20 protein-coding genes and 1 pseudogene are annotated in these 22,946 nt (G+C 50.2%); 2 read left to right on the top strand and 19 right to left on the bottom strand.

Going from position 1 to position 22,946, the window contains the following annotated elements; genetic code table 11:
• Window positions 1–179: 179 nt before the first annotated feature.
• Together BMX45_RS04955 and BMX45_RS04950 are read right to left on the bottom strand one after the other, a co-directional pair.
• Entirely contained in the window at window positions 180–524 is a 345-nt protein-coding gene (locus tag BMX45_RS04955) for a DUF4181 domain-containing protein (protein ID WP_254777967.1), read from the bottom strand.
• 191 nt (window positions 525–715) lie between these two features.
• A complete protein-coding gene (locus tag BMX45_RS04950) occupies window positions 716–1,966 on the bottom strand; it encodes an MFS transporter (RefSeq protein ID WP_090908760.1) in 1,251 nt (416 codons plus the stop codon).
• Window positions 1,967–2,340: 374 nt separating this feature from the next.
• Between BMX45_RS04950 and BMX45_RS04945 the strand changes: the two genes are divergently transcribed.
• Window positions 2,341–3,225 carry an aminoglycoside phosphotransferase family protein gene (locus BMX45_RS04945; protein WP_090908759.1) on the top strand — a complete coding sequence of 295 codons (885 nt, stop codon included), beginning with the start codon at window positions 2,341–2,343 and terminating at the stop codon, window positions 3,223–3,225.
• Here BMX45_RS04945 and BMX45_RS04940 read toward each other — a convergent pair.
• From BMX45_RS04940 to BMX45_RS04900, 9 genes and pseudogenes are all read right to left on the bottom strand, one after another.
• The gene (locus BMX45_RS04940) at window positions 3,220–4,101 is read right to left on the bottom strand and encodes an ADP-ribosylglycohydrolase family protein (protein ID WP_090908758.1); all 882 of its coding nucleotides are present in this window, start codon (window positions 4,099–4,101) and stop codon (window positions 3,220–3,222) included. The genes BMX45_RS04945 and BMX45_RS04940 overlap by 6 nt on opposite strands.
• Window positions 4,102–4,272: 171 nt before the next feature.
• Window positions 4,273–4,689: a VOC family protein gene (locus BMX45_RS04935; RefSeq protein WP_090908757.1), complete on the bottom strand. Its 417-nt coding sequence runs from the start codon at window positions 4,687–4,689 to the stop codon at window positions 4,273–4,275.
• A 167-nt stretch (window positions 4,690–4,856) separates the two neighbouring features.
• Window positions 4,857–5,366 (bottom strand): GNAT family N-acetyltransferase, encoded by a 510-nt coding sequence (locus BMX45_RS04930; protein ID WP_090908756.1) that lies wholly within the window; start codon window positions 5,364–5,366, stop codon window positions 4,857–4,859.
• A gap of 115 nt (window positions 5,367–5,481) precedes the next feature.
• Window positions 5,482–6,387 (bottom strand): class I SAM-dependent methyltransferase, encoded by a 906-nt coding sequence (locus tag BMX45_RS04925; RefSeq protein WP_090908755.1) that lies wholly within the window; start codon window positions 6,385–6,387, stop codon window positions 5,482–5,484.
• 425 nt (window positions 6,388–6,812) lie between these two features.
• Window positions 6,813–8,534, bottom strand: coding sequence for a thiol reductant ABC exporter subunit CydC (gene cydC, locus BMX45_RS04920; protein WP_090908754.1), 1,722 nt, complete (start codon window positions 8,532–8,534; stop codon window positions 6,813–6,815).
• A gap of 164 nt (window positions 8,535–8,698) precedes the next feature.
• A pseudogene (gene cydD / locus BMX45_RS04915) lies at window positions 8,699–10,318 on the bottom strand (thiol reductant ABC exporter subunit CydD); the annotation flags it as partial.
• 87 nt (window positions 10,319–10,405) lie between these two features.
• Complete coding sequence (locus BMX45_RS04910) at window positions 10,406–11,422, bottom strand: cytochrome d ubiquinol oxidase subunit II (RefSeq protein WP_009592515.1); 1,017 nt, start codon at window positions 11,420–11,422, stop codon at window positions 10,406–10,408.
• A gap of 6 nt (window positions 11,423–11,428) precedes the next feature.
• Window positions 11,429–12,784 carry a cytochrome ubiquinol oxidase subunit I gene (locus BMX45_RS04905; RefSeq protein ID WP_090908752.1) on the bottom strand — a complete coding sequence of 452 codons (1,356 nt, stop codon included), beginning with the start codon at window positions 12,782–12,784 and terminating at the stop codon, window positions 11,429–11,431.
• A 344-nt stretch (window positions 12,785–13,128) separates the two neighbouring features.
• A complete protein-coding gene (locus BMX45_RS04900) occupies window positions 13,129–13,557 on the bottom strand; it encodes a disulfide oxidoreductase (RefSeq protein WP_175495045.1) in 429 nt (142 codons plus the stop codon).
• Between the two features lie 363 nt (window positions 13,558–13,920).
• On the opposite strand from BMX45_RS04900, the gene BMX45_RS04895 reads away from it, so the two are divergent.
• On the top strand, window positions 13,921–14,328 hold the full coding sequence (locus tag BMX45_RS04895) for a FixH family protein (protein WP_090908750.1): 408 nt from the start codon (window positions 13,921–13,923) through the stop codon (window positions 14,326–14,328).
• A 7-nt stretch (window positions 14,329–14,335) separates the two neighbouring features.
• Here BMX45_RS04895 and BMX45_RS04890 read toward each other — a convergent pair whose 3' ends face one another.
• From BMX45_RS04890 to BMX45_RS04855, 8 genes are all read right to left on the bottom strand, one after another.
• On the bottom strand, window positions 14,336–15,022 hold the full coding sequence (locus tag BMX45_RS04890; RefSeq protein WP_090908749.1) for a sulfite exporter TauE/SafE family protein: 687 nt from the start codon (window positions 15,020–15,022) through the stop codon (window positions 14,336–14,338).
• Window positions 15,013–17,223: a heavy metal translocating P-type ATPase gene (locus tag BMX45_RS04885; RefSeq protein ID WP_090908748.1), complete on the bottom strand. Its 2,211-nt coding sequence runs from the start codon at window positions 17,221–17,223 to the stop codon at window positions 15,013–15,015. The genes BMX45_RS04890 and BMX45_RS04885 overlap by 10 nt, the downstream gene beginning before the upstream one ends.
• Window positions 17,224–17,495: 272 nt before the next feature.
• Window positions 17,496–18,392, bottom strand: a complete 897-nt coding sequence (locus BMX45_RS04880) for an AraC family transcriptional regulator (RefSeq protein ID WP_090908747.1) — start codon at window positions 18,390–18,392, stop codon at window positions 17,496–17,498.
• Between the two features lie 109 nt (window positions 18,393–18,501).
• Window positions 18,502–18,870, bottom strand: coding sequence for an iron chaperone (locus tag BMX45_RS04875; RefSeq protein WP_090908746.1), 369 nt, complete (start codon window positions 18,868–18,870; stop codon window positions 18,502–18,504).
• A 116-nt stretch (window positions 18,871–18,986) separates the two neighbouring features.
• The gene (locus BMX45_RS04870; RefSeq protein WP_090908745.1) at window positions 18,987–19,691 is read right to left on the bottom strand and encodes an FAD-dependent oxidoreductase; all 705 of its coding nucleotides are present in this window, start codon (window positions 19,689–19,691) and stop codon (window positions 18,987–18,989) included.
• Between the two features lie 15 nt (window positions 19,692–19,706).
• Window positions 19,707–21,962, bottom strand: a complete 2,256-nt coding sequence (locus BMX45_RS04865) for an ATP-binding cassette domain-containing protein (RefSeq protein ID WP_090908744.1) — start codon at window positions 21,960–21,962, stop codon at window positions 19,707–19,709.
• A 172-nt stretch (window positions 21,963–22,134) separates the two neighbouring features.
• Window positions 22,135–22,533 (bottom strand): SRPBCC family protein, encoded by a 399-nt coding sequence (locus tag BMX45_RS04860; RefSeq protein ID WP_090908743.1) that lies wholly within the window; start codon window positions 22,531–22,533, stop codon window positions 22,135–22,137.
• Window positions 22,530–22,859 (bottom strand): ArsR/SmtB family transcription factor, encoded by a 330-nt coding sequence (locus tag BMX45_RS04855; protein ID WP_090908742.1) that lies wholly within the window; start codon window positions 22,857–22,859, stop codon window positions 22,530–22,532. Before BMX45_RS04855 ends, BMX45_RS04860 begins: the two co-directional genes overlap by 4 nt.
• Between the last annotated feature and the right edge of the window lie 87 nt (window positions 22,860–22,946).

Genomic DNA, 22,946 nt, shown 5'->3' with positions numbered 1-22,946 from the left:
ATGTCTTTCGTATTTCGCCCATGAAAAAAATCCCCTCCAAGTAGACTTTAATGCGCTTTTTACACACTGTCTACTTAAAGGGGATAATATCATTTCCACGGCTTTCTATGCATGTATAATCTTATCCTATTAAACAGGGCGAATTTAGTTGTTTATTGGATTTCATTCTTCTTGTCTTGTTATGCAAATAACTCCAGGCCAAGAAAGAGCAGCAAGCCGCTAACACTTGCATAAGCACTGAGGAAATGTTGTTTGGATTCCTTCATATAGCGTCTTTCTACAAGGGAACGGAACGCATGCAGAATAGCAACAACAAGAATAATATCCTGATGAGCCCACACTCTCCATTCCAATACATATCTCATAACGAAAATGGCAATAAGGGCAGCGACTACAAGGATGAGCTCTCCAATTAAATGAAATCGATTGATATGCTTATACAACAGTCCGTCTGACGTGGAGGATACCTTCAGCTTTTTTTTGATCCAAACATACCCGCAAATGAAGATGATTACATACAACATGATTGTCATGAGGAACATTCATGAGGTCCCCCTTTCAAAAAGTAGCAGTCATTATCAGCTTAACATCTTCATGATAGGTTTTCCACAATTACATGATTATGGAATAAGTTTGATTGGTATTGCTGAACATAAGATGTCGAAAAAAACCGGCCATGATCCTGGCCGGTTCTTCCGCATGAACACTTTAAAGCTTAGGTTTGTTGTGCAAGATGTGCGTGATCCGGCGCTTTTTGATTCATGATCGGCACCATGACCAGTGAACCAAGAAGGAATAATAGTCCTGCCCCGCTATAGATCGTGCTCAGTGAGAAAGCATCCTTTAACGCGCCGGCGAAAGACATCGAAATGACCATCATGCCAACAAACATCGGATTCAAAACCCCGTTCACCCGTCCGACGATGGAAGCATTGGACCATTTCAGAATCATCGTGCTGATCCCGATATGAATGCAAGGGAAGACAAGCCCATTTAGAAATTGAACGGTCAGTGTCAGCGGAATGCTCGTCGAATACCCGACAATTGTCGTGCAGACGGCGCCAGACAGCATGCCTATGGCAAGAAGTAATTGCGGCGGTACCCGCTTCGCAAAGACGGCAACGATCCCGCCGCCGATCAGCATGGCTGCACCATTCACCATCAGCAGATATTGCAGGAACTCCTCGCTCCTGCCCAGCCGCTCCGTTACGATAAACAGGTTGAGGGCTTGAGCTACGCCGACCGCAAGTCCCGCGAGAACAAACGCGAGTCCAAGCATTCGCAGCACCGGGCTTTGCCAAACATAGCGGAAGCCTTCAACGAAATCTCTACGGAACTGGCCTTTTGCCGCGATGGTCTGCGGCTTCATATTATCCTCAGGCAGACGAATAAGAACGAGTGCGGACAACAGAAAAACCGCCCCCATGATCGCAATCGATGTTTCAAGGCCGAACGTACTGTAAACGAAAGTGCCAAGCATAGGGCCGAGCACCATGAAGATGGCCATCAGCGATTGGAATAAAGCCATCCCTTGCTGCAGTTGTTCTTCTGCCACATGATACTTAAACAAACGCATGCTTGACGGCTGCGAGAATTGTGAAAGGATAGCCGAGATAAACGCAACGAGGTAGACGGAATGCCAAGAACCGTAATGTATGGTCAGAAGGACAACGAATACCGATACCGCGGATAACAAGTCGCACCAGATCATCGTTCGCTTAGGCCGCCAGCGGTCGGCAAAAGTACCTCCGATGAACGAAAAAACAAAAATAGGAGCGAATTCTGCTACGCTGATTAACGAGATCGCATATGGATCATTATTCGTTCGATCCGCAACGTACAGGAGAATCGCAAAATTACGTACCCAGATCCCGATCTGCAGGAGCACGCTAGATAATAATATCGTCTGCAGGAACCGATTGCGGAGCAGGCTTGGTGCTTGGGTGCTTTTATCGTGCCTAGTCAATCTTTTCTACCTCCAATTTGTCAATGAAAATGCATTTCTTGTGTAATGGAATGACTCTCCTTTCATGATCTAATTATACGGACCGCATCATCGTTCACCTCCTACTTAAGACTGAATTTTTTGATTATGTAGTTCCGCTAAATTCCGTTCAATTACAGCTTTTTTATATCCATTCTCTCCCTTGTTCCCGTTCGGAATCGGGAATTATAATGATGGTACCACGCCAGCTCATTGAATAAACTCCGTAAGCTTGCTTGCATCAACCGGCAGCTTCGGTGAATGGATGCCAACGGAATTCAGAAACTGAAACGGTGTGTAATGAATAAACAACTGCTGACTTTTATAAAAAATTCACCCCAGGAGGCGTTGAGCGTATGATTGAAATTACCACTGAACTTGTACGCCGGTTAATCCATAGCCAATTCCCCCAATGGAAGGATTTAACCATCCAACCAGTGGAAAAAAGCGGACACGATAATCGCACCTATCGGCTGGGTAACGATATGACCGTTCGTCTGCCAAGTCACGAACGCTACGCTTCGGCTGTCGAGAAAGAGCTGACATGGCTCCCGGTCTTCAAACCCCATTTGTCCTTGCCCATTCCAGCTCCGGTTGCAAAAGGAGAGCCAACGGAAGAGTATCCTCTTCCATGGTCGATCAATCGTTGGATTGAAGGCGAAACCGTAACGCATGGCAACATTCGGGATGTTAACGAATTTGCCAAAGACCTCGCTGCATTTTTGAAGGAGCTGGAGGCGATCGACGCAAGCGGCGGCGTGCCGGCGGGCATCCAAAATTTTCATCGCGGAGGAAACCTTGCCGTCTACGACAATGAGACCAGATCCATCATCGAAACGCTTTCCGACGAATACGATCATGCGCTTTTAACGGAAATCTGGGACCTCTCCCTTGCGACAAAATATCAATCCGCACCGATGTGGCTGCACGGCGATGTGGCGGTAGGAAATCTGCTCGTAAAGGATGGACGGCTGTGCGGCGTTATCGACTTCGGGACTATGGGTGTCGGCGATCCTTCAAGCGACCTCGTGATGGCATGGAACTTTTTTGACGACGACAGTCGCCGGATTTTCCTAAACCGCATGAATTTTGATGATAACACCGTTCATCGCGCACGAGGATGGGCCTTGTGGAAAGCACTCATCACCTTTGCTTGGAACGAGCGTGGCTCGGAAGCCTCGAATTGGGGGAAGCACGTGATGGATGTTATTATTCGAGATTACAAAAAGCACGGTTTATGATGATGCTTTCAACGCATACAGCTGCGAAACCGTCCTGTCGAGCCGCTCTTGGATGAGGATCGCTTCCGCATATCGGGCTGGTATGCCTTCATACCCGTAGTAAATGCCTGCCAGCCCGCCGGCGATGGCGCCGATCGTATCGGAATCATTCCCTAGATTGGCCGCCTTCTGTACGACTCCTGCAAAATCTGACGTATTGAGCAAAATATGCAGTGCCCAGCGGAAGGTATGCACCACAAAACCGCTTGCCGGACATTCGGGCTCGGCTTCAATCAAGTGTTCGTATTCGCTTCCCGCCACCTCGGCCATAACGGCAGCCCTTAAGTTTTCACCCTGCAAAAGGCGCCACGCCATTCGGTTGTACATGAGGCAGGCATCGGCGCACCTTGGATCGTAATGCGTCATCCTCGACTGCAGGATCGTCACTCGTTCCATGTCCGCCGGATCCTTATAGGCCAGGGCCGCCGGCAGGCAGCGCATGAGGGATCCATTCCCGCCGCTTTGCCCCATATCCATATGCGCAACAAAAGCCGCTTCGAGCCAATCCCCCTCGTAGGTTTGAAAAACATGACGGATGATATTCCCGATGTCTTTGGGCCTCGATTGATACCATTCCATAAAGAAACGCCCGATCGCTTCCATCGGCTCTGCAGGATTCTCGATAATGCCTGCCGCGACGCAAAGCGTCATCATCGTATCGTCGGTCACTTCTCCCGGTGCCAGATTCCAGACCCCGCCGCCGATGATTTCCGTCAAATAACCGTACTGTGCTTCGATCTCCCGCATACTCATAAACTCCGTCGTCCCGCCCAAAGCGTCGCCCACGGCCACCCCGTATAGTCCGCCCTTGATGCGGTCGAAATATTTGTTGTCCATGCAAACACCTCACAATCTGTCGGTGTAAAACCACTCGCAAGCAGTATATCAAAGTTATCGCCGCGGATGTCTTCCCCACTCAAGCGATACTCTGTAAAAAGCAGTAAACCCAGCCTTGGTAACGGACTAGGTTTAGTACTTAAAGTCAGTTTCGCAGTTCATGAAAAGGCATTAATCCTCAGTATAAATCTGGAAGGTCACGCCGAATTTATCGGTTACATCGCCAAAGCCTGGGCTAAAAGGGGCTTCCTCGAACGGCATATTCACATGACCCTCTTGCTCCAAGGCTTCAAAAAATCGTTTGGATGTCTCCACGCTGTTCGTTGAAATGCAGATGGTGACCTGTTTGCCTTTCGGAATCGAGGTGCCTGTCGGTGCATCCGAGAACATGAGTTCAGCTTCGCCAATCCGCAGCTTCGCATGTGCGACAAGTTGATTTAATGCATCCGTGTATGTGTTCGGCATTTCCGGCATGTCCCCGTATGTAATGATGGAAAGGACTTCGGCATCTAAAGCTTGTTCATAGAAGCGGATGGCTTCCCTTGCATTCCCTTCCATATTTAAATAAGGGGTAAGTTTGACCGTCATCCTCAATCAACTCCTTTTTTTTTCAATCATAGCAAAACAACCAAGAATGGGTTTCTTATGGATTGCTATCTTGAAAATCAGGCTAGCCATCCCCTTTATAAAAGCAACCCAAGCGAATGGGCTAGGGTTGCTTCGTTTATTTCAACATGGATATTTAGCCGTGCACCTTATGAAACCGAAATTTCCTTTTCCATAATATAATCGTCCATCAGGAATCCATTCCCGATATCCGCGATTTGTTCCCGCACGGTCCGGTAGCCTTTTTTCTCATATACGGCGATACTGGATTCATTATGTCGATTGACCGTCAGCCAAATATGGCTCAAGCTTCGGTCTTTACACAGCTCTTCCAGGAATGCCATCGCTTGACTGGCATAGCCGCGTCCGCGGTGCTCCTTGCTAATGTAAAACTTGCTCAGGAAGAGCTTGTCCTCTTCTTGTCTGACCGACATATAACCGACGGTGGAAGAGTCTGCCGAATGGATCAAGTAATATTCGTAGTCCTGATGCCGGATCTGATCCGTAATCGCCGGGACAGCTTGATATTTGCCGATCATATATTCGATCTGCTCCATAGAAATGATGGATACGTAATATTCGCGCCATATTTCTGCCGCCAGTCTGGCAACCTCTGCGATTTCTTCCGCCGTTTTTACGTGTGTAAATTTCAGTTTCATGACATCTTCCCGCCTCTCCCGGATCGTTGGTTCACGCACTACTACCATATCATCCGATCCCCGGCAGGTTCAAGAATGGTTGTTGAGCCGGGAAAGATTGTTATTGGAATATTCATCAGGATAATGCCTTAAGTCCGTTTCCCGAGTACATGCTTTCATCATGCAATCGAACCAATACCTTGCCGTAACGCCCACTCTGCCGGATGGCGACTTTGCCGGACGGATACGCTTTCTCTAAATAATCTGTGATCAATTTCCGCTTCTGATCATCTGGGACTTGACCATGACCGCGAAGCCAGTTCATAATATCCTGCAGCGCAGCTTCGCTTGAGACTTCCGTCGTTTTCGTTTCCCGCGTCACAAGGGACTCGTAGGAATAGCCTTTTAGATACAGCAGGTGAAGCAAATACCCGAATTCCATGTGTTTCGATCGGTAAGGCTGATCGGTGATGAGCGGCCAGATTTCATTCATCAGGCTGATCTCGGTGGAACCTGCGGGCATACTGATATAACAAAACTCCCGGGCGCATTGCAGTACCTTCTCTACGCTCTGCCAATCCACGATGACCGGGCACATCGAGAGAAAAACGAGATCGAACGCCTGGCTCCACCCTTTGGCCTGTACGTCAATATCTTCAAAACGTTCGGGAACGATCTTCACCTGATCCTGTGGAAAATTTGTTATATTCTCTTTCAGCAGATCGATCAATGGCAGCGAAGACTCCACGGCCGTTACATCCGCCCCGCGCTCCGCAAACGGAACCGAAAACACGCCCGAAGCGGCCCCGATATCCAGAACGGAGGCGTTATCGAATCGAACGCCTTGCCCTTCAAGCCAGTTCATGATGCGCGAAGTCCTTTTTCTCCCTTCTTCATTAAATGATTGCTCATTGAAAGTCCGGGCCTTATGATCAAATGCTCGAGCCGGTTCGATTCCGGCTTTTTTCATTTTGTTGATGACGCTGTCGCCATGTTCCTTCCAAGCTTGTTCCCATATGGCTTCATTAAAAAAATCGTTCAAGACATCCCTCTCGCTTTCCGTTATGGTTTATGGTGCAAGGTATCACTATTACGGATATTTAATATCCATAATTGTCGCGCACGAGAAGTATATTACTTCCCGTTTCAGCATCACAGCATATGCTTAATTGTAGATCTATGTTATCCATAATATATGATTCATTCCCCATTTGCAATGCCCTTTTTTTGAACAATCTGCGGTTGGCACACTGCCGCTGGCAAAAAATTGAGCTTAGCACATATAAGCCTGTTCCACCAATCGTCTGAAATCAATATCTCCGTTAAGGTTATACAGCCGATCTTCCTCCGGAGGAAAATCGGCTGTGCTTCTGATGTTTACTTAGTGAATTGGAGTTGATCAATTTTGCTTGTCTTATATGTCGGTGACGCGAAGGTAGAAATTCACCCGACACTTCAATGGCAAGATCAGGCTTCGCCTATCATTTGCCGCTCAATTTGTTTCATCTCATAGAAGTAACCCTTTTGCTCCATCAGCTGCGAATACGTGCCTGCTTCCATGATTCTGCCTTGAACCATGACCACGATCCGGTCCATTTCTTCCAAGCCGGTCAGCCGATGACATATGAGAATAAGCGTATCATCCTGCGCTTGCGCCAGCAATTGACTGAAAACGCGCTGCTCGGTGATGTAATCCAGTGAAGACGTCGGTTCGTCCAAAAGCCACAAACGCCCTTTCCGGAGCATGGCCCGCGCCAAGGCCAGCCGTTGCTTTTCTCCGTCGGACAAGTTCTCGCCCTTCTCATATACCGCAGCGTCCAGAGATTGATTCGGCAGTTGGACTTTATCCAGTATAGCGGACAACTCATGGTCGTCGTGATGTTCGGCATCCAGCAGCAGGTTGTCTCGAATGGTTCCCCGGAAGAAATGACTGTGCTGCAGCACTACTTTCGACGCTTGCCAAATGCTCGCTTCATCCAATTCCTGAATCGAAACATCATGCAAACGAATCTCGCCGCTTGTCGGGGTACGCAGCTTGAGCAGCAATTCGACGATCGTTGTTTTCCCAGACCCGCTCGGTCCGACAATGGCCGTTTTGGAACCAGCGGGAAATTGGAGGGAAACGTTTTGGAGTGCAGGACGCCATTCGTCTTCATATTGGAACGAAACCCCGCGCAGCTCCACCGAAACGGCTTCGTTGACGGGTAGAATGCCGCTCGGCTGCGGCGACATCACATCGGCAGCATGAACGATTTCCGCGAGCCGCTTGGCCGCGTGCTCGCTGTCCTGCTTATAAGCCGGCAGCGTGGCCATTGGCGCCGCCTCTTCGAACACCGTAAGCGAAGCCATGACCAGCATGGCGAGAAACACGCCGGCAATAGAGCCGTCCATAATCAGATAAGCACCGAGAATCAGCACGCCCCAAGAAATGAGATACGTCACAAAAGTATGCAGCGATTGCCCTCGCAGCAGGTGCACGGCAGATGCCTGCTGCTCCGCTGATAAAACTGCCGAGGCATGCTGAAGCAGCTTCTCTCGCTGCTTCAGCTGCCCATATACTTTTAAATCACGGAACCCGTAGAGCAGTTCGGTCACTTCCGTGGAAAATGCGGCCCGCTGCCGGCGAACGCGACCATGAATTCTTCTCTGTCCAAGCAATACCAGCGCTGGAACCACAAAAGCCGTTGCCAGCATCCCCGCCACAAACAAACAGGCAATCCAGATCGAGAAAGCGGAAGTAAACAACACCGTCGCCAAAAACACCATAACAACGATGATAGGCGGATAAGCAACGCGCAAAAAATAATGCTGCAAGCTTTCTACATCCCCTACGATCCGCGCGAGCAGCTCACCGCTCCGCTTCTTGCCCAGTATCCCTGGCATTAACGGAACAAGCTTGGCAAAAAAAGATGTGCGCAAACGGCTGAGCAGAGAAAACGTCGCCCGATGGGAATACAAGCGTTCTGCATAGCGGCTGGCCGCCCGCAGCAGACCGAGGATTTTCACCAGAGACGTCAACACAATCAAGGTATAAAGCGGCGGAGCAAATACCGTCTGCGAAATGAGATATCCGCTAAGTGAAAAGAGACATACACCTGCGATGCCTGCCACGAATCCGCCGATGATGGCCATGGCAATATCCTTGCGTTCCTCAATCATCGCTTTTGTTAGAATGGCCAGCTCATTCATGCGAACCTCCCTTTCCGATGGGCATCCACCATTTCGGCATATTGCGGCAGCCGAACAAGAAGCTCTTCATGGCGCCCGCAGCCAAGCAGGGCTCCGTTGTCCATAAACAGGATCTTGTCGGCATCTTTTATCGTATACAAGCGGTGCGCAACGGTAATCATGGTCGCTTGGCTTGCAAGCTCGGCAATGGACAGCTGCAGCACGCGTTCGGTGTGGAGATCCAATCCCACCGTGGGCTCATCAAACAAAATGACGGCAGGCCGCTTCAAAAAAGCGCGCGCCAGCGCAAGCCGCTGCTTCTCGCCGCCTGACAACCCCCTGCCCCCTTCGCCGACGAAGGTGTCATAGCCATGCTCGAGCTCAGCCGCAACCGCAGCAAGTCCGGCAGCTTCAGCCGCCTGCTCGACGTCAGCCCTAGAGACGTCCCTGCCCGCGCCAATCGCAATATTCTCGGCAAACGTGCCGGCAAAGATATATGGATGCTGGGTAATGTAGCTGACATAATCAAACCATGAAGCCTCATCGTCTGAATTAAGCGCCCTTCCGTTCACCAGCACTTCACCTGATACCGGCTTCAGCAGCCCGGCCACGAGATGCAGCAAGGTTGTTTTGCCGGACCCGCTTTTACCGACAATCGCAATATGCTCTCCGGGTCCAAACGATATGGAACCCACCGCAAGCTCGAAGGAATCCGGCGCATACTGAAACCGGACATCCCTCAGCTCGATGGACGGGGGCATTTGAATGAACCCCCCACCGGCTGTCCCTGGCTTGTCCAACGCAATCGTCCAATCTAACTCGCCTGTTCCATCCCTATGATCAGCACCCTCACGACGAGTGCTTAACGCTTCTTCATCTTGCGTTTCCTCAAGCATCTCTTCCACCTTACGGATCGCCCCCATACTGGTGCGGCCCCCGTGAAAGGCAGTTCCCGTGTTTTTTAACAAACTGTAAAACTCGGGCACCAGCAGCAGGATCAAAAAGGCGGTGTGGAAGGAGAGCGATTTGAAGACCAAGAGCTGAAGCGCCAGCTCAAGCGCAACGATGCCAATGCCCAGCATGACGATGGATTCCAGCATGAAGGTATTGGTGAACGCAATTCGCAAAATGTCCATCGTCGCATCCCGGTATCCCAGGCTGCTGCGTTCGATGTCCTGCTGATGATGGCGAGCACGGCCGAAGAGCTTCAACGAAACGAGTCCTTGCAGAGAGTCGAGAAACGTGCCGGAAAATTCGGCCAACTGCGCGAATTTCTCCTCCGATTTGTTCTTCGTTTTGAGCCCCACCAATACCATGAATATCGGAATAAAGGGAGCGGTAACCAGCATAATGAACCCGGAATTCATATGCTGCGTAAATACTACGGCCAAGATCAGAATAGGAATGATGGCAGCTTCCATCATTCGCGGCACATACTGGCTGAAATAACTGTCCGCCTCATCCACGGCATCCAGCGCCACGCTCACCTTTCCGCCTGTTTGCCCGCGAAGCGCCATCGGCATGGAAGCCTTGGTCAGCTTTCGCAGCACGGCCGCTCGCATATCCGTTTTGGCCCGGGCAGCCATCTGCAAACCGATTCGTCCATTGCCATACGACAGCAGCGTACGCGCAGCCATGACGCCCAGCAGAATAACAAGAATGACGGCAACCGACGATAACGAAGCATGCTGCACAAATATCTTCTCCACCGATTCTGCGAGCAGCACGGCCTGGCCCACGATGGCGGCACCGAGCGCAAGCGACACGCCACCCAGGAGAACAAGGGGTTTTCTTTGCGCGGACATTTGCTGGGAGATCAGTCCCGTTTTTTTCTTCATGATGACGTCCCTCCTTCATGCCGACCTCTGTATGTGATTTCACAACGCATCGGTTTATTTTTTGCCTTTTACATAATCCGCATCAAACAGGAATAGCCTGAAGACCAGGATAAGGGACGGAATCAACAGACACAGTCCGCCGATAAAGGCGATCACCAGCGCAACGCCCATCGACTCATGCGTGGCACCGCTTTGAATGGTAATATACGGATCCAGAATATACGGATATTGTCCGATGCCATAAGCAAAAAAGGCACAGAAAAACTGCAGCATCACGCAAATAAAGGCCAGTCCATAGCGGCGCCCGCTGTAAAGAAGCCATACGGATATCATGAAAAAACCAACGGAAAGCGCCAGCAGCCACCATAAGTCCATCATGTTTTGAAAATGCCGCTCATTATGCTGAGAGAGATAAATGAATGCCGTTAGCGCGGCTATGATGGTTGGCATGCTCCAAAACAAGGCATAGGTCCGCATCAGCTTGAGCGCAGGCTGGTCATCCGCCCGGGAGGCGTAATAAGACAAGAACGAACCACTGATAAACAGCACCGATACAATGGCCAATGCGACGATGCTCCACGACAACGGGCTTGTCATCAGCGACAAGTACTCTAACGAAACGGCCCCGCCTTCCTCCACGATAAAGCCGCCCTCGGAAAGGGTCAGTGCCACCGACAACGATGCCGGGATCAGCAATCCCGTGGCCCCGTATAAAAACAGATACACGATGTTTTCTTTGGAGCCGTAGTTCTCAAACGCGTAAAAGGACCCGCGAATGGCCAGCAGAATGACGGCGATGCTTCCCGGCACAAGCAGCGCAGAACCATAATAATAGGCCGTGTCTGGAAAAAACCCGACGATGCCAACGAAGAAAAAAACAAAGAACACATTCGTGATCTCCCAGACCGGCGACAAATAACGAGAGATCAAACGATTGAGCAGATGGTCCTGCTTCGTCAAGCGGGCATAGAAGGCAAAAAATCCGGCGCCGTAATCGATGGAGGCCACAATCAAATAGCCGTACAAAAACAGCCAAAGCACCGAAATGCCTATCAACTCGTAACTGATCATAACGGCTCACCCTTTTTCCATGGAATGAATTTGCTTCTCTTTGGACAGTTCTTCAAGCTCGGCTTCTGCCGGCTTGTTGCGGAATAAGCGCCGCAGTACAAAAATACACATGACGCCCAGCACGATATACAGAAGGAGGAAAAGGAAAAAGAGAATCCTCACATTCGGCGAGGAGGTAGCAGCTTCCTCAACCCGCATGTATCCGCGAATAATCCACGGCTGTCTACCGACTTCGGCATAGAACCAGCCCAGCTCTACCCCTAAAAACGCCAGCGGCGCGCTAAGAACAATGGCCCGAAGCAGCCACTTGTTGAGCTCGTTCCGTTTCTTCCACATCACGAACAAGAAATACAAGAACGCAACGCCAAGCATCACAAAGCCGATGCCGGCCATCATATCAAACAAATAGTGCACGAGCAGCGGAGGGCGTTCATCGAGCGGAAACTCCTCCAGCCCTTTCACCTCGGCATTAAAGTCGCCAAAGGCCAGGAAGCTGAGCGCCTTCGGAATGTGAAGAGCCCCCATGACCTTCTGCTCGGCATTCAGCCAGCCCAACAGGATCAGATCCGCGCCGCGTTCCGTTTCAAAATGCCACTCTGCAGCCGCCAGCTTCTCCGGTTGATGCTCCGCCAAAAACTTTGCGGACATATCGCCGGCAATAGTGGTTAGCAAACTGAAGACCAGCACCACGCCCATCATCAGCTTCAACGCTTTTTTGTAATACGCCGACGCTCCTTTTCTTAGGATAATATAAGCCGCAATGCCCGCCAGCAGGGCTGCCCCCGTCAAGTAGGCCGAGGATAATACATGGAACACCTTGGAGGGCGTTGCCGCATTAAACATCGCCTGCAGCGGATCAACCGCCGTAAAGTGACCGGCTTCCATAACAAAGCCGTCAGGCTGATTCATAAAACCGTTCACCGACGTGATAAAAAAAGCGGACATGCTTGCGCCAGCTACAATGGGTAACGTTAGCAGCCAGTGAACATACGGATTTCGGAAGCGATCCCACGTGTACAAATAAATGCCGAGGAAAATGGCTTCAAAAAAGAAAGCAAAAACCTCCATGAATAACGGAAGAGCGATCACGTTTCCTGCCAACTGCATAAAGTTCGGCCATACCAATGCCAGCTGCAGGGCAATCGCCGTTCCGGTTACAACGCCGACGGCCACGGAAATGACAAATCCTCTCGTCCATCTCTTGGCCATCAGAATGTAGTGCGAATCCTTCTTTCGTATGCCGACGAATTCGGCAATTGCAATCATTAATGGAACACCGACGCCGACCGTGGCGAATATGACATGAAATGCCAAGGTTAACCCCGTTAACCATCTGCTCCACAGCACCGTATCTACGACCATGCCAGAATGTCTCCTTTCAAACGCAATTCATTCGAATCGGGTTAGACCCTAACCTATACTTACCCGATATTCAAAGGCTATTATAACGAAGCATGATCACAAATGAATCACGACTGCGCTCCGTTCATGAAAGGATCGAATCTTTCTGACATCTCGGTGAAAAACAAGAAAACCACTCGTTCGAGCCATTGCATTGTCAGACGATTCATGGTATTCGCCGCAGTGGTAGATAAACGAAAAAGAACCCCATTTCTAGCCCATGAGCCGGGTCAAGAAACGGGGTTCTTACAACTACAATTCTATTTGTAATGACGGATAACCATCCACCTGTTGATGTTACAAATTCAACCTTGAGCTGTTTCTTGTTTCTGTGAGCGCTTAGCCTGTAACAATGCAAAGATTATGAGTACAAATGCTGCGAGTGCCAGCATCGGGATGGTCAACCAACCGAACCAATTCAAGTAGTCATCCATACAGGACACCGGCCCGCATGCCGCCGCGCTCAGATCGTGCGGGAGTTTTTGGATGACGATATGGTATGTCGATATCCCTCCCCCAATGAGAATCAGTGGCAGGACGTACGGCACGATATCTGTCTTTTGCCGGTAAGCTGCGATGCCCAGCACAATAACTAACGGATACATGAAAATCCTTTGGTACCAGCATAAGACGCAAGGCGTAAAATGCCAAACTTCACTTAGAAACAAACTTCCGCCAGTGGCCACTGTGGCGACCGTCCACGCAAAAAACAACCAGACTCCGGTTTTGTTCATGGTTTCAAACTTCGTCCCTTCTATCGGTGTTTCGACATCATATCGAAATGGATGTATCTTATGAACTGCGACTCGGTCCCACTCTTCCTTCGAGCTGATGACATTTCTCATTTTCGCTTAATTATAAATATAATAAAATGGCTCCTTTGGGCTATAAACTGCTCTGGCCAGCCTGTTCTGCGACTGGCCACATCATGTTAAGCATCAAGTAAACCAGCGAACAAAAAAAGATTTTGCCGCTTGTATGGACAAAATCTTTTTTAGTTTGGACACTCCATTGAAGAATACCCACCTTGCATGTTCTGAGCTTTTGTTACATACCTATGAGGGAAACTTATGCTTTCAGGTGAAGGAAGGGGTAGAATGAAGACCAGATGGGGGATTGCTCTGCTGCTGATCTGCGCGATCGCGGCCATCCTGATGTTTCGACAGGTTCAGGATCATACTCCAACGGAGGATCTTTATACCGATGGACAGCTGCGTATGGAAATACAAACCGTTTCGTCTGCTGCTGAACCCATGAAGGAAACCGTGTTTGAGCTCTTCGTGACCGAGCTTCCCGAGAAGCCGATTACCGATGCTGACATTGAACTTCACATCGCGATGCCGGATATGTTTTGCGGTGTGTTCCCCGCAGAGGTCGTCGAATCCAAGCCAGGCGTTTACAGCGCGACGGCAATCCCTGTGATGCAAGGCCTCTGGGAGGCCGAAGCCGTTCTGCGTTGGGAAGATCGCCATGTCAAAGTAAGGACGTTGTTCAAAGTTCGCTGAGCCCCTGTTACCATAGCCACGGGTGAATGCCCGGTATCCAGCCATTGGCGCTTAGTCCTTTTAAAATAGACAGGATTCCCATCAGAAAAGCTAGAAATCCGCCAAATTTGCGCATGCCCCTGCGCCATTTTTTCGTCAGGCTGCCGGCAGACATCGCCACCACGAACAGGATCGGAAATGTCGCAAGTCCAAACACCAGCATAATCATAATACCTTCCAGGCCGGAACCGGATGCCGCTGCATTCATCTGCATCGCATAAGTCAAGCCGCATGGAAGAAACCCAAGCAGAATGCCGGTTAAAAAAGTCGCAAGCATCTCATAACGCTGACCAAGCCGTGCCAGTTTCGCTTGAAAAAATGGATGTCTCGGCAGATGAGCGTTATATATGGGCAATGTGTAGCGGCGAAAGGTCCAGAGCAGAATGAGCATTCCTCCAATGATGCTGGCTGCTCCTTGGAAGCCGACAAAGCTTCCGGCCACATCCAGGAAGGAGCCCATCACCCCCATAAAACCGCCAATGGCCGTATAGGTGATAACTCTGCCTGCATTGTAGGCCAATACGGATTTCAGCGGAGAGCCTTGGTTTCCAAGTGCCAGAGAAGAAACGATTCCCCCGCACATGACCAGACAATGCGGCGCCCCCATGAATCCCGCCAATGCCACTAACGGTAATCCGCTTCCGGTCAAGGCCATGCTCTCGCCCCCCGTTTTCCCCACAGCTGGAGCCGCAGCGAGTTGCCGACAACCAGCAGCGAGCTTGCCGCCATTCCAATGCATGCGATGCGCGGATCTAAATAACCGAATGCAGCCAAAGGTACGGTCAGGACGTTATACAATAGTGCAAACAGTAGATTCTGATGAACATTCCGCATCGTATAACGACTCCAGGTGTGGGCTTCCAGAATTCGGGATAGCCTGCTTCCGATCAGGACGACGTCTCCAGCCTGTTTGGCTGCATCCGTTCCACCGCCCATGGCGATGCCGACATCGGCGGCGGCCAGCGCAGCCGCATCATTGATGCCGTCGCCGACCATGGCCACGGAACGACCTTGCTGCTGGAGCTCGCGTATGAACGCAAGCTTCTGTTCAGGAAGCATGCCGGCGCGTACCAGCTCAATGCCTGTCGCGTCAGCCACGGTCAGCGCCGTTCGCTCCTCATCGCCAGTTACCATCCACACGTCGGCTTTTTGCTTCAGCTCTTGAACGACGCCTCGCGCATCCCGTCTGAGTTTGTCAGCCATATCAAACGTACCGATACATGTCCCGTTCATAGCTATATAAAGTCTTATATGACAGGAGGCCGCTTCCTGATGTAATCCAAACCTTTTATCCTCCGAAAAGCGAATGCCCATTTCCTCCAGCCATTTCCGGTTCCCCACGCATACGTTGTTTCCTTCCACATCGCCTTCCATTCCCTTTCCCGGCCGTTCGTGGAACGAGGCTGCTTCCGGAATGTGGACCTGTTGGTCTTTCGCCGCTTTCACAATGGCTTGCGCCAGTGGATGCATGGACAGAGAAGCTAGAGCCGAGGTCAAGCGAAGTACATCGGCGTCACGTTGTCCGGCCGCTTGGATGGCAACAAGCTGCGGCAAGCCTTCGGTCAGCGTTCCCGTCTTATCCAGCAATACGACATCGATTTGCCGCAGCCTTTCCAGGGAGCGCGCCTCTTTGAACAAAATGCCCTTTTGGGCAGATGATCCGGTTGCAATCAGGATGGAAATCGGGGTTGCCAGTCCAAGCGCACAGGGGCAAGCGACCAGTAAAACAGATAACGCGTGGCGCATTGCGGTTTCAGATAGATCAGGGCCATGGGAAAACAATAGCCATCCTGCAAATGTTACCACCGCACAGCCCAGCATAACCGGTACAAAAACCGCCGCAATGCGGTCAACCGTTCTTTGAATGGCCGGTTTGCTCTGCTGCGCGGCTTCGATCAGTGCAATCATCTGGGAAAGTCGGGTTTCCTTATGCTTCTTATCGACCATGATATACAGACTCCCGACCAAACAACGGGTTCCGGCATATACGCGGTCTCCGCTGCATTTGGTCACCGCCGTGCTTTCGCCTGTCATCATCGATTCATCCGCATCCGCCGTTCCCGAATGAACCACACCGTCAACGGATATCCATTCTCCGCTCTTCACCACAATGCGGTCCCCTGTTTGTACCTGATCTGCCGTAATCCATTCTTCGCCATGCTGTCGCAACACCCGAACCAGCTTCACCTGAAGCGAATATAACGCACTCAGTTGTTTCAGCGCTTTTCCCTTGGCAATGGTCTCCAGCCACTTGCCTAACAAAACCACGGTCATAATCATGGCAATCGTATCAAAATACAGGGTGGGGTGAGAGGTATCGTGTGCGGCATGAAACATCGCGTAGTGGCTGTAGAAGTAAGCAACGGACGTGCTGATGGCAACCAAGGTATCCATGTTTGCGCTGCGGTGGATGAAGGCTTGATAAGCGCCGTAATAAAATGGATAGCCCACGCCAAACTGAAGAAACGTCGCAATCAGGAATTGAAACATGGGCTCCATGAATAAATTCGGCGTCCATGGTTGAAACCACACGAACATATGGGCCAGCATCGCCCATAAAAGCGGAATGGACAAACACGCGGCGATCGCGAACCGGGTACGATAGGCGCGAGTTTCGGCTTCTATTCCTGCTTGGGGATGCGAGTGCTTGCCCGTTGCCTTATAGCCAAGCTTAGCAATTTTGGCGGTGATCGCCTGCATTCCAATTTCCCTCGGTTCGTAGTGAACGGTAGCCCGAGACAAAGCCAAACTGACATGAACAGCTTGAACCCCCTTCTCTTTGCGAAGCGCTTTTTCGATTCGGGTTGCGCAAGCCGCGCATGTCATACCACTTACTTGTAGTTGCTCCAGTTTCATATTCGCTCACCTCCGGCGCTCGTTCATGGGATCGCTCGTCCATAAATTGTATGAAGGTGTTCGAATATTAAGAATAGCTATAAAGAGCCATCCAATTTACACCTGCCCTATCGCATGGCAAAGGCGGTCGATCACAAAGACCGGCCGCCATAAAATGATAGCTTTATTGTTCTTGAATCGAAAGAGCCGCGTATTACGCGACTTTTTATGAGACATAAAATGTCATCTTTTCTCGATCCATTATTTCCTTAATGACAGCTTAGAAATTAAGTTTAAGCTATCTTCCTTACAGCGAACCATAGTTCAACGTAATGAAGACCGTCTCTACCGCCGTAGATTTCAAATTCCATTCCATCGACTTGTTCATATCCCGCCGTTGGAAGCCACTCTGAGAAGAATCGTCGATATAACGTCTCGATGATCTCATCAAAGCTGTCCCATGCGAATGGATCCGATGAAAAAACAGCCCAAGTATGCGCGGGAATCGTTATGTTTGTGTATCCGTTTGTATCACTGGAGTCACTTTTAAATGCGCACAACATGTACGGAAAAGAGTCATTTTCCGTTTTCCTGTAACTGCAAACCGCATGTACTTTATATAAATCCTTGTTTAAAAAAGAAGGCAAGTCGCCTGCATGGACAGCAAGTCTTTCAACCTCGCCATTAGCATGGCTTTCCTTCCAGAATTCTGCGGGCGAAGCCACTGCTTCGCCATCTCCGTTTATTGGAAACACTCTTTCGATTCCAAAGATCTGTAAGGCTTCCTTCGTTTCAATACGATAATTCATAGCCTCTGCCCCTTTGATTGAAATGAGGAAGGAAATCCGAGGATAGGCCTTTAGAGCGGTCCCTTCTTGACGAGCGATTGCTGGATTGACACCATGCAGCATTTGAAAAGCCCGCGCAAAAGAAACCGGTGATTCATAACCGTATTTCAGGGCAATATCAATGACTTTGGCGTCGCTATTCTGCAATTCAAAAGCCGCAAGGGTAAGACGTCTTCGCCGAATATATTCCGCAAGTGTCACATTCGTGATGAACGAGAACATTCTCTGAAACTGATGTGACGAACAGCAAGCTTTACGAGCCACTTCACCCAATTCAATTTCTTCGGATAAATTCATCTCGATGTAATCTAATGCCCGATTCATCCTCATAAGCCAATCCATCTGGTTCCCTCCTCTCAACCAAAGTATAGGTTTGCTATGGCATCGAAGCGCAACTATTTGTGCTCAGTAAAGTTTCGTCTACCCATTTCTACGGGCAGATGCTTTTTTCTCAGCGCCAGAACGTCGTACAGTTTGCCTTATCCAGCATGTTAAACTCGATCATTCTCTCCAGCAATGAGAAATCAACCGGACGATCCCACCGAATGCGGACAAGCTCCTTGGTGTGATCATAGCCGGCCTGGACGATTTCATCCGAAAACTGATGTATCCCTGCCTTTTCAGGGGCAACCGCCAAGTGAGGTTTGGCTACGCTAAAACCAATGATAAATGTGTCGTGGTCGGTGAACATCGGCTGATTCCACGCCATTTTCGGCATCAGATTCGGAAATTTTTCGGCGACCCACTTCAAAACTTCTTCGGTTCGCGCCCGATGCTGAGGGTTATCGATTTTCGCTAAAAAATCTGCAAAAACCTCCATATTGTTTCCTCCTTCTAAAACGCCAGCTTATGTGTCGTTCATGCTTAAGCTATTCTCTATCCACGATTTCTTTGCTATGCATGGATTCCGCTCTCTACGATTAGTACATTCAATTGCTAATATCCAAAAAAAGCATCCTTTTTGATATTCCGCTTGGACACACCCTTACTTTGCAAGTACGCAGTAACCGACTCCACCATGGATTTTGGCCCAGCGACCAAATACTTGCCATGATCCTTATGCTGGGCGATGAACTTGTCAATTTCCTGATCTAAATCATTTCTTGAATCAAGATAAGATGCCTGGATCGAAGGATGATTGGCGATTGCATCAAGTTCATCTTTATACAGATAGGACTTCTTGCTATCTAAATAGAGAAGGTGTATGGGTTTCAACTCACCTTTCTCGGCTGCCGCCTGCTTTAAGATGGACCGAAAAGGCGTCATTCCGATCCCTGCCGCGATCAGGAGCGAGGGGCTTTCAGGATCCAAATGAAAGGACCCTACAGGACCGCTCATTTTCATATGCATGCCTGGTTTTAATTCCAGCAGCGCCTTCTTGAATTCGCTTGGGTTATCCCCGATGCGCGTTGTTATATTAACAACGTTCTCTGTGGGAACAGAACTGATGCTGAAAGGCTTTGTAGCATTCTTTATGGTTTTATGCGTAATGCTGAACAAACCGTATTGCCCTGCTTTCCATGTTAAATCGGGTCCTTTTTCGAATGAAAAAGTGTACGCGTCTTCCGATTCTTTGCTGCTCTCTATAAATATCAATTCCCGCTTTTGAATTATGGACAGAAAATCTTTAATAAAACCCATGGATCTCACCCCTCGTTACATCAAGTATCTTCCCGTAATCGACTGCTCCGCTAGAGCGATCTGCGCCGGCGTGCCCTCGAACACCACTTGTCCGCCCTTGCTGCCTCCGTCCGGTCCCATGTCGATGATCCAGTCCGCTTGGCTGATCACCTCGAGGTTATGCTCGATGACAATCACCGTATTGCCGGCATCCACAAGGCGGTTCATGATCTCCAGCAGGTGGCCGATATCCGACATATGCAGGCCGGTGGTCGGCTCGTCCATCACGTAAATGCTGCCTTTCTTATGCAGCTCGCTTGCCAACTTGATGCGCTGGCACTCCCCGCCCGAGAGCGTGCTGAGCGGCTGGCCGAGCGTAATATAGTTCAATCCCACATCGCTCATGGCCTGAAGCTTGCGAACAACCTCTTTGAGTTCAAAAAAGTCCAGTGCCTGCTCCACTGTCATCTCCAGCACTTCGGCAATCGACTTGCCGTTCAGTTTGTACTCGAGTACCTCATCCTTAAAGCGTCTCCCCCCGCACACATCGCATGGCAGCTTTACGCTGTCGAGGAAAGAAAGGTCCGTATACAATACGCCAAGCCCTTGGCAGTTCTCGCATGCTCCCTTCGAGTTGAAGCTGAACAAACCCTGGTTCACCTTGTTCGCCGAAGCAAATGCTTTACGAACATCATCCATTATACCCGTGTAAGTAGCTGGATTCGAGCGTGTGGATACGCCTACCGCCGATTGATCGATGACGATTGCATCCGGATGCTGGCTGAGAAATACTTCGTTGATCAGGGTGCTTTTGCCCGAGCCGGCGACACCCGTAACAACGGTCAGCACGCCGGTCGGAATATCAACGCTCACGTTCATTAGATTGTGCAGCGTGGCATCCTTGATGGGCAGCTTGCCGGATGGCTGCCGGCAGTCGTGCTTCAGCTGGAGCGGCCGCTTCATGTGGGTCCCTGTTAGAGTAGCAGACTCCAGGAGTCCGAAGTAGCTTCCCTCATATACGATGGTACCGCCGCGGCTGCCGGCGTAAGGCCCAACGTCGACGATATGGTCCGCTACCTTGATCACATCGGGATCATGCTCAACGACAATCACGGTGTTGCCCTTGTCGCGCAGCTTCTGAAGCAGTTCATTTAACCTGTGTACGTCGCGGGGATGCAAGCCAACGCTGGGCTCATCGAAGATGTACGTGACATCCACGAGGCTGCCGCTCAGATGCTTGACCATTTTGACGCGCTGCGACTCGCCGCCCGACAAGGTATCCGTCTCGCGGTCCAGTGTCAAGTAATCCAAGCCGATATCCACCAGATGCTGCAGACGCTCCGTTAACGATTTGATGATCGGTGCGGCGATCGGATCACTGATCTCGCGTATAACGCGGATCAGCTGGCCCACTTCCATGGCGGACATCTCCGCAATGTGGAGTCCATTGATTTTGCAGCTCAGCGTCGCTTGGCTGAGTCTTGCGCCGCGGCAGCTGGGGCACGGACCCTCCGTGATAAATGGCATCACGGCTTTCTGCGTGCGTTCGGACTTCGTTTTTACATCCTGCTTGATGTATTTGTTGGTGAACTTCTCAATGACGCCTTCCACCGTAATGTTCGTTGCCTTACCGGCGAAATCCATCTTCACTTTTCTTGCCTTGGCATACAGGAGATGCTCCAATTCCTCATCGGAATAATCGCTCAGCTTTTTGTCCGGATCAAAATCGCCCGATTGCAAAATCATGTTCCACTCCCAGCCGTTCACCGAATAGTCCGGCAGCATCAACGCGCCTTCATTTAGCGACTTGGTCATGTCCACCGCCTTGCTCATGTCGACGCCAAGCTTGCGACCGATTCCGTTGCACTCCGGGCACATGCCTTGCGGATCGTTGAAGGAGAATAAATGCGCGGGTCCGATATGGGGCTGACCCACTCGGGAGAATAAAAGACGGAGAATGGGAGAAATATCGGTAATGGTGCCCATCGTGGAATGGGAACCGCCGCCAAGCCGCTTCTGATCCACGATAACGGCCATGCTCAGATTCTCGATTGCGTCCGTATCCGGCTGGGGAACGCGGGGCAGGAACGTACGAACGAACATGCTGAAGTTCTCATTCAGCAGTCGCGTGGATTCTGCGGCGATCGTATCGAAGACAATCGACGATTTGCCGGATCCGGATACACCGGTGAAGATCGTGATCTTCCGCTTGGGAATGCGCAGGGATACGTTCTTAAGATTGTTTTCCCTCGCACCCGAGAGCACGATATACTCCTGATTTGTTTCGCTCATGCATAACATCCTTCCGAAATGGGTGATTTAATAAATTTTCAAATGAATCGTCCATGACTTAAATCGGCTGCAAGCAGCATGCAGCCGGCTTATAGGAGCCGATTCTCAAGGTTCAATCAACGTTCTCTATTCAAATAACGCTTGGTAAGCGGCATTTATATGGATGCTGCTGTTACTCTGCCAATACCTTTTCAAGCTCTCCTACCCATTCACTCCATCCATGCTTAGCCCCCTCGAGCCCGTGAACGTTGGAAAATCCGATTTGTTCGAGATGAAGGTTAACCTTTCCGCCTCCTAAATCCTGCAGCGTCAAGGTAACCGTATGTCTTTCCTCACCGGTAGCCCAGGTATAGGATAGAAGATTTGGCTCGTCCACGATAAGCACTTCGCCTTCAACAATCCCATCCCACCATTCGGATGGCTCATGGCGAAACTGAAATCGGTGCCCTACGACGGGTTTAAAATCGTTTTCCGTGATCCACTTGGCAAGCTGATTTGAATCGGTGATGGCTAACCACAGCTTTTCGATCGATGTCCTGAACGGAAAATCCATAGACAGTGTTAAACTCATTCATCTTCCTCCTCTAATAGCTGGCTTAAACGCAGCATGTTGGCATTCCAGTACTTGTTGTAAAAAGCCACCCAATCTTGAACTTCTCGGAGTGGCGAGGCGTTAAGCCTGAAACGCGTTTCTCTGCCGACTTTTCGGTCATGTACCAGATCGGCTTCCTTAAGTATTGTTAAATGTTTGGACACCGCTGTACGTCCCATGGGAAATTGTGCCGTTAACTCATGCAGCGGCAGCTCATCGGTTTCCGCCAACAGATGGATCAGTTGGCGCCTGGTCGGGTCTGCAATGGCGTTAAACACATCGCGCGACTGGTAGTTCTCGTTCACAACACCCTCTCCTCCATATTACTGCCGAGGGACAGCCGTTCATTTGCCGCCTCTATTGAGTGCGGCCCTTCGGACGAGCGTTCGCGG

The organism is Paenibacillus sp. cl141a (assembly GCF_900109305.1).
Taxonomy (GTDB): domain Bacteria; phylum Bacillota; class Bacilli; order Paenibacillales; family Paenibacillaceae; genus Paenibacillus_AQ; species Paenibacillus_AQ lautus_A.
Note: the sequence above shows the minus strand (reverse complement) of the source record. Positions and strands in the feature narration are given on the sequence as shown.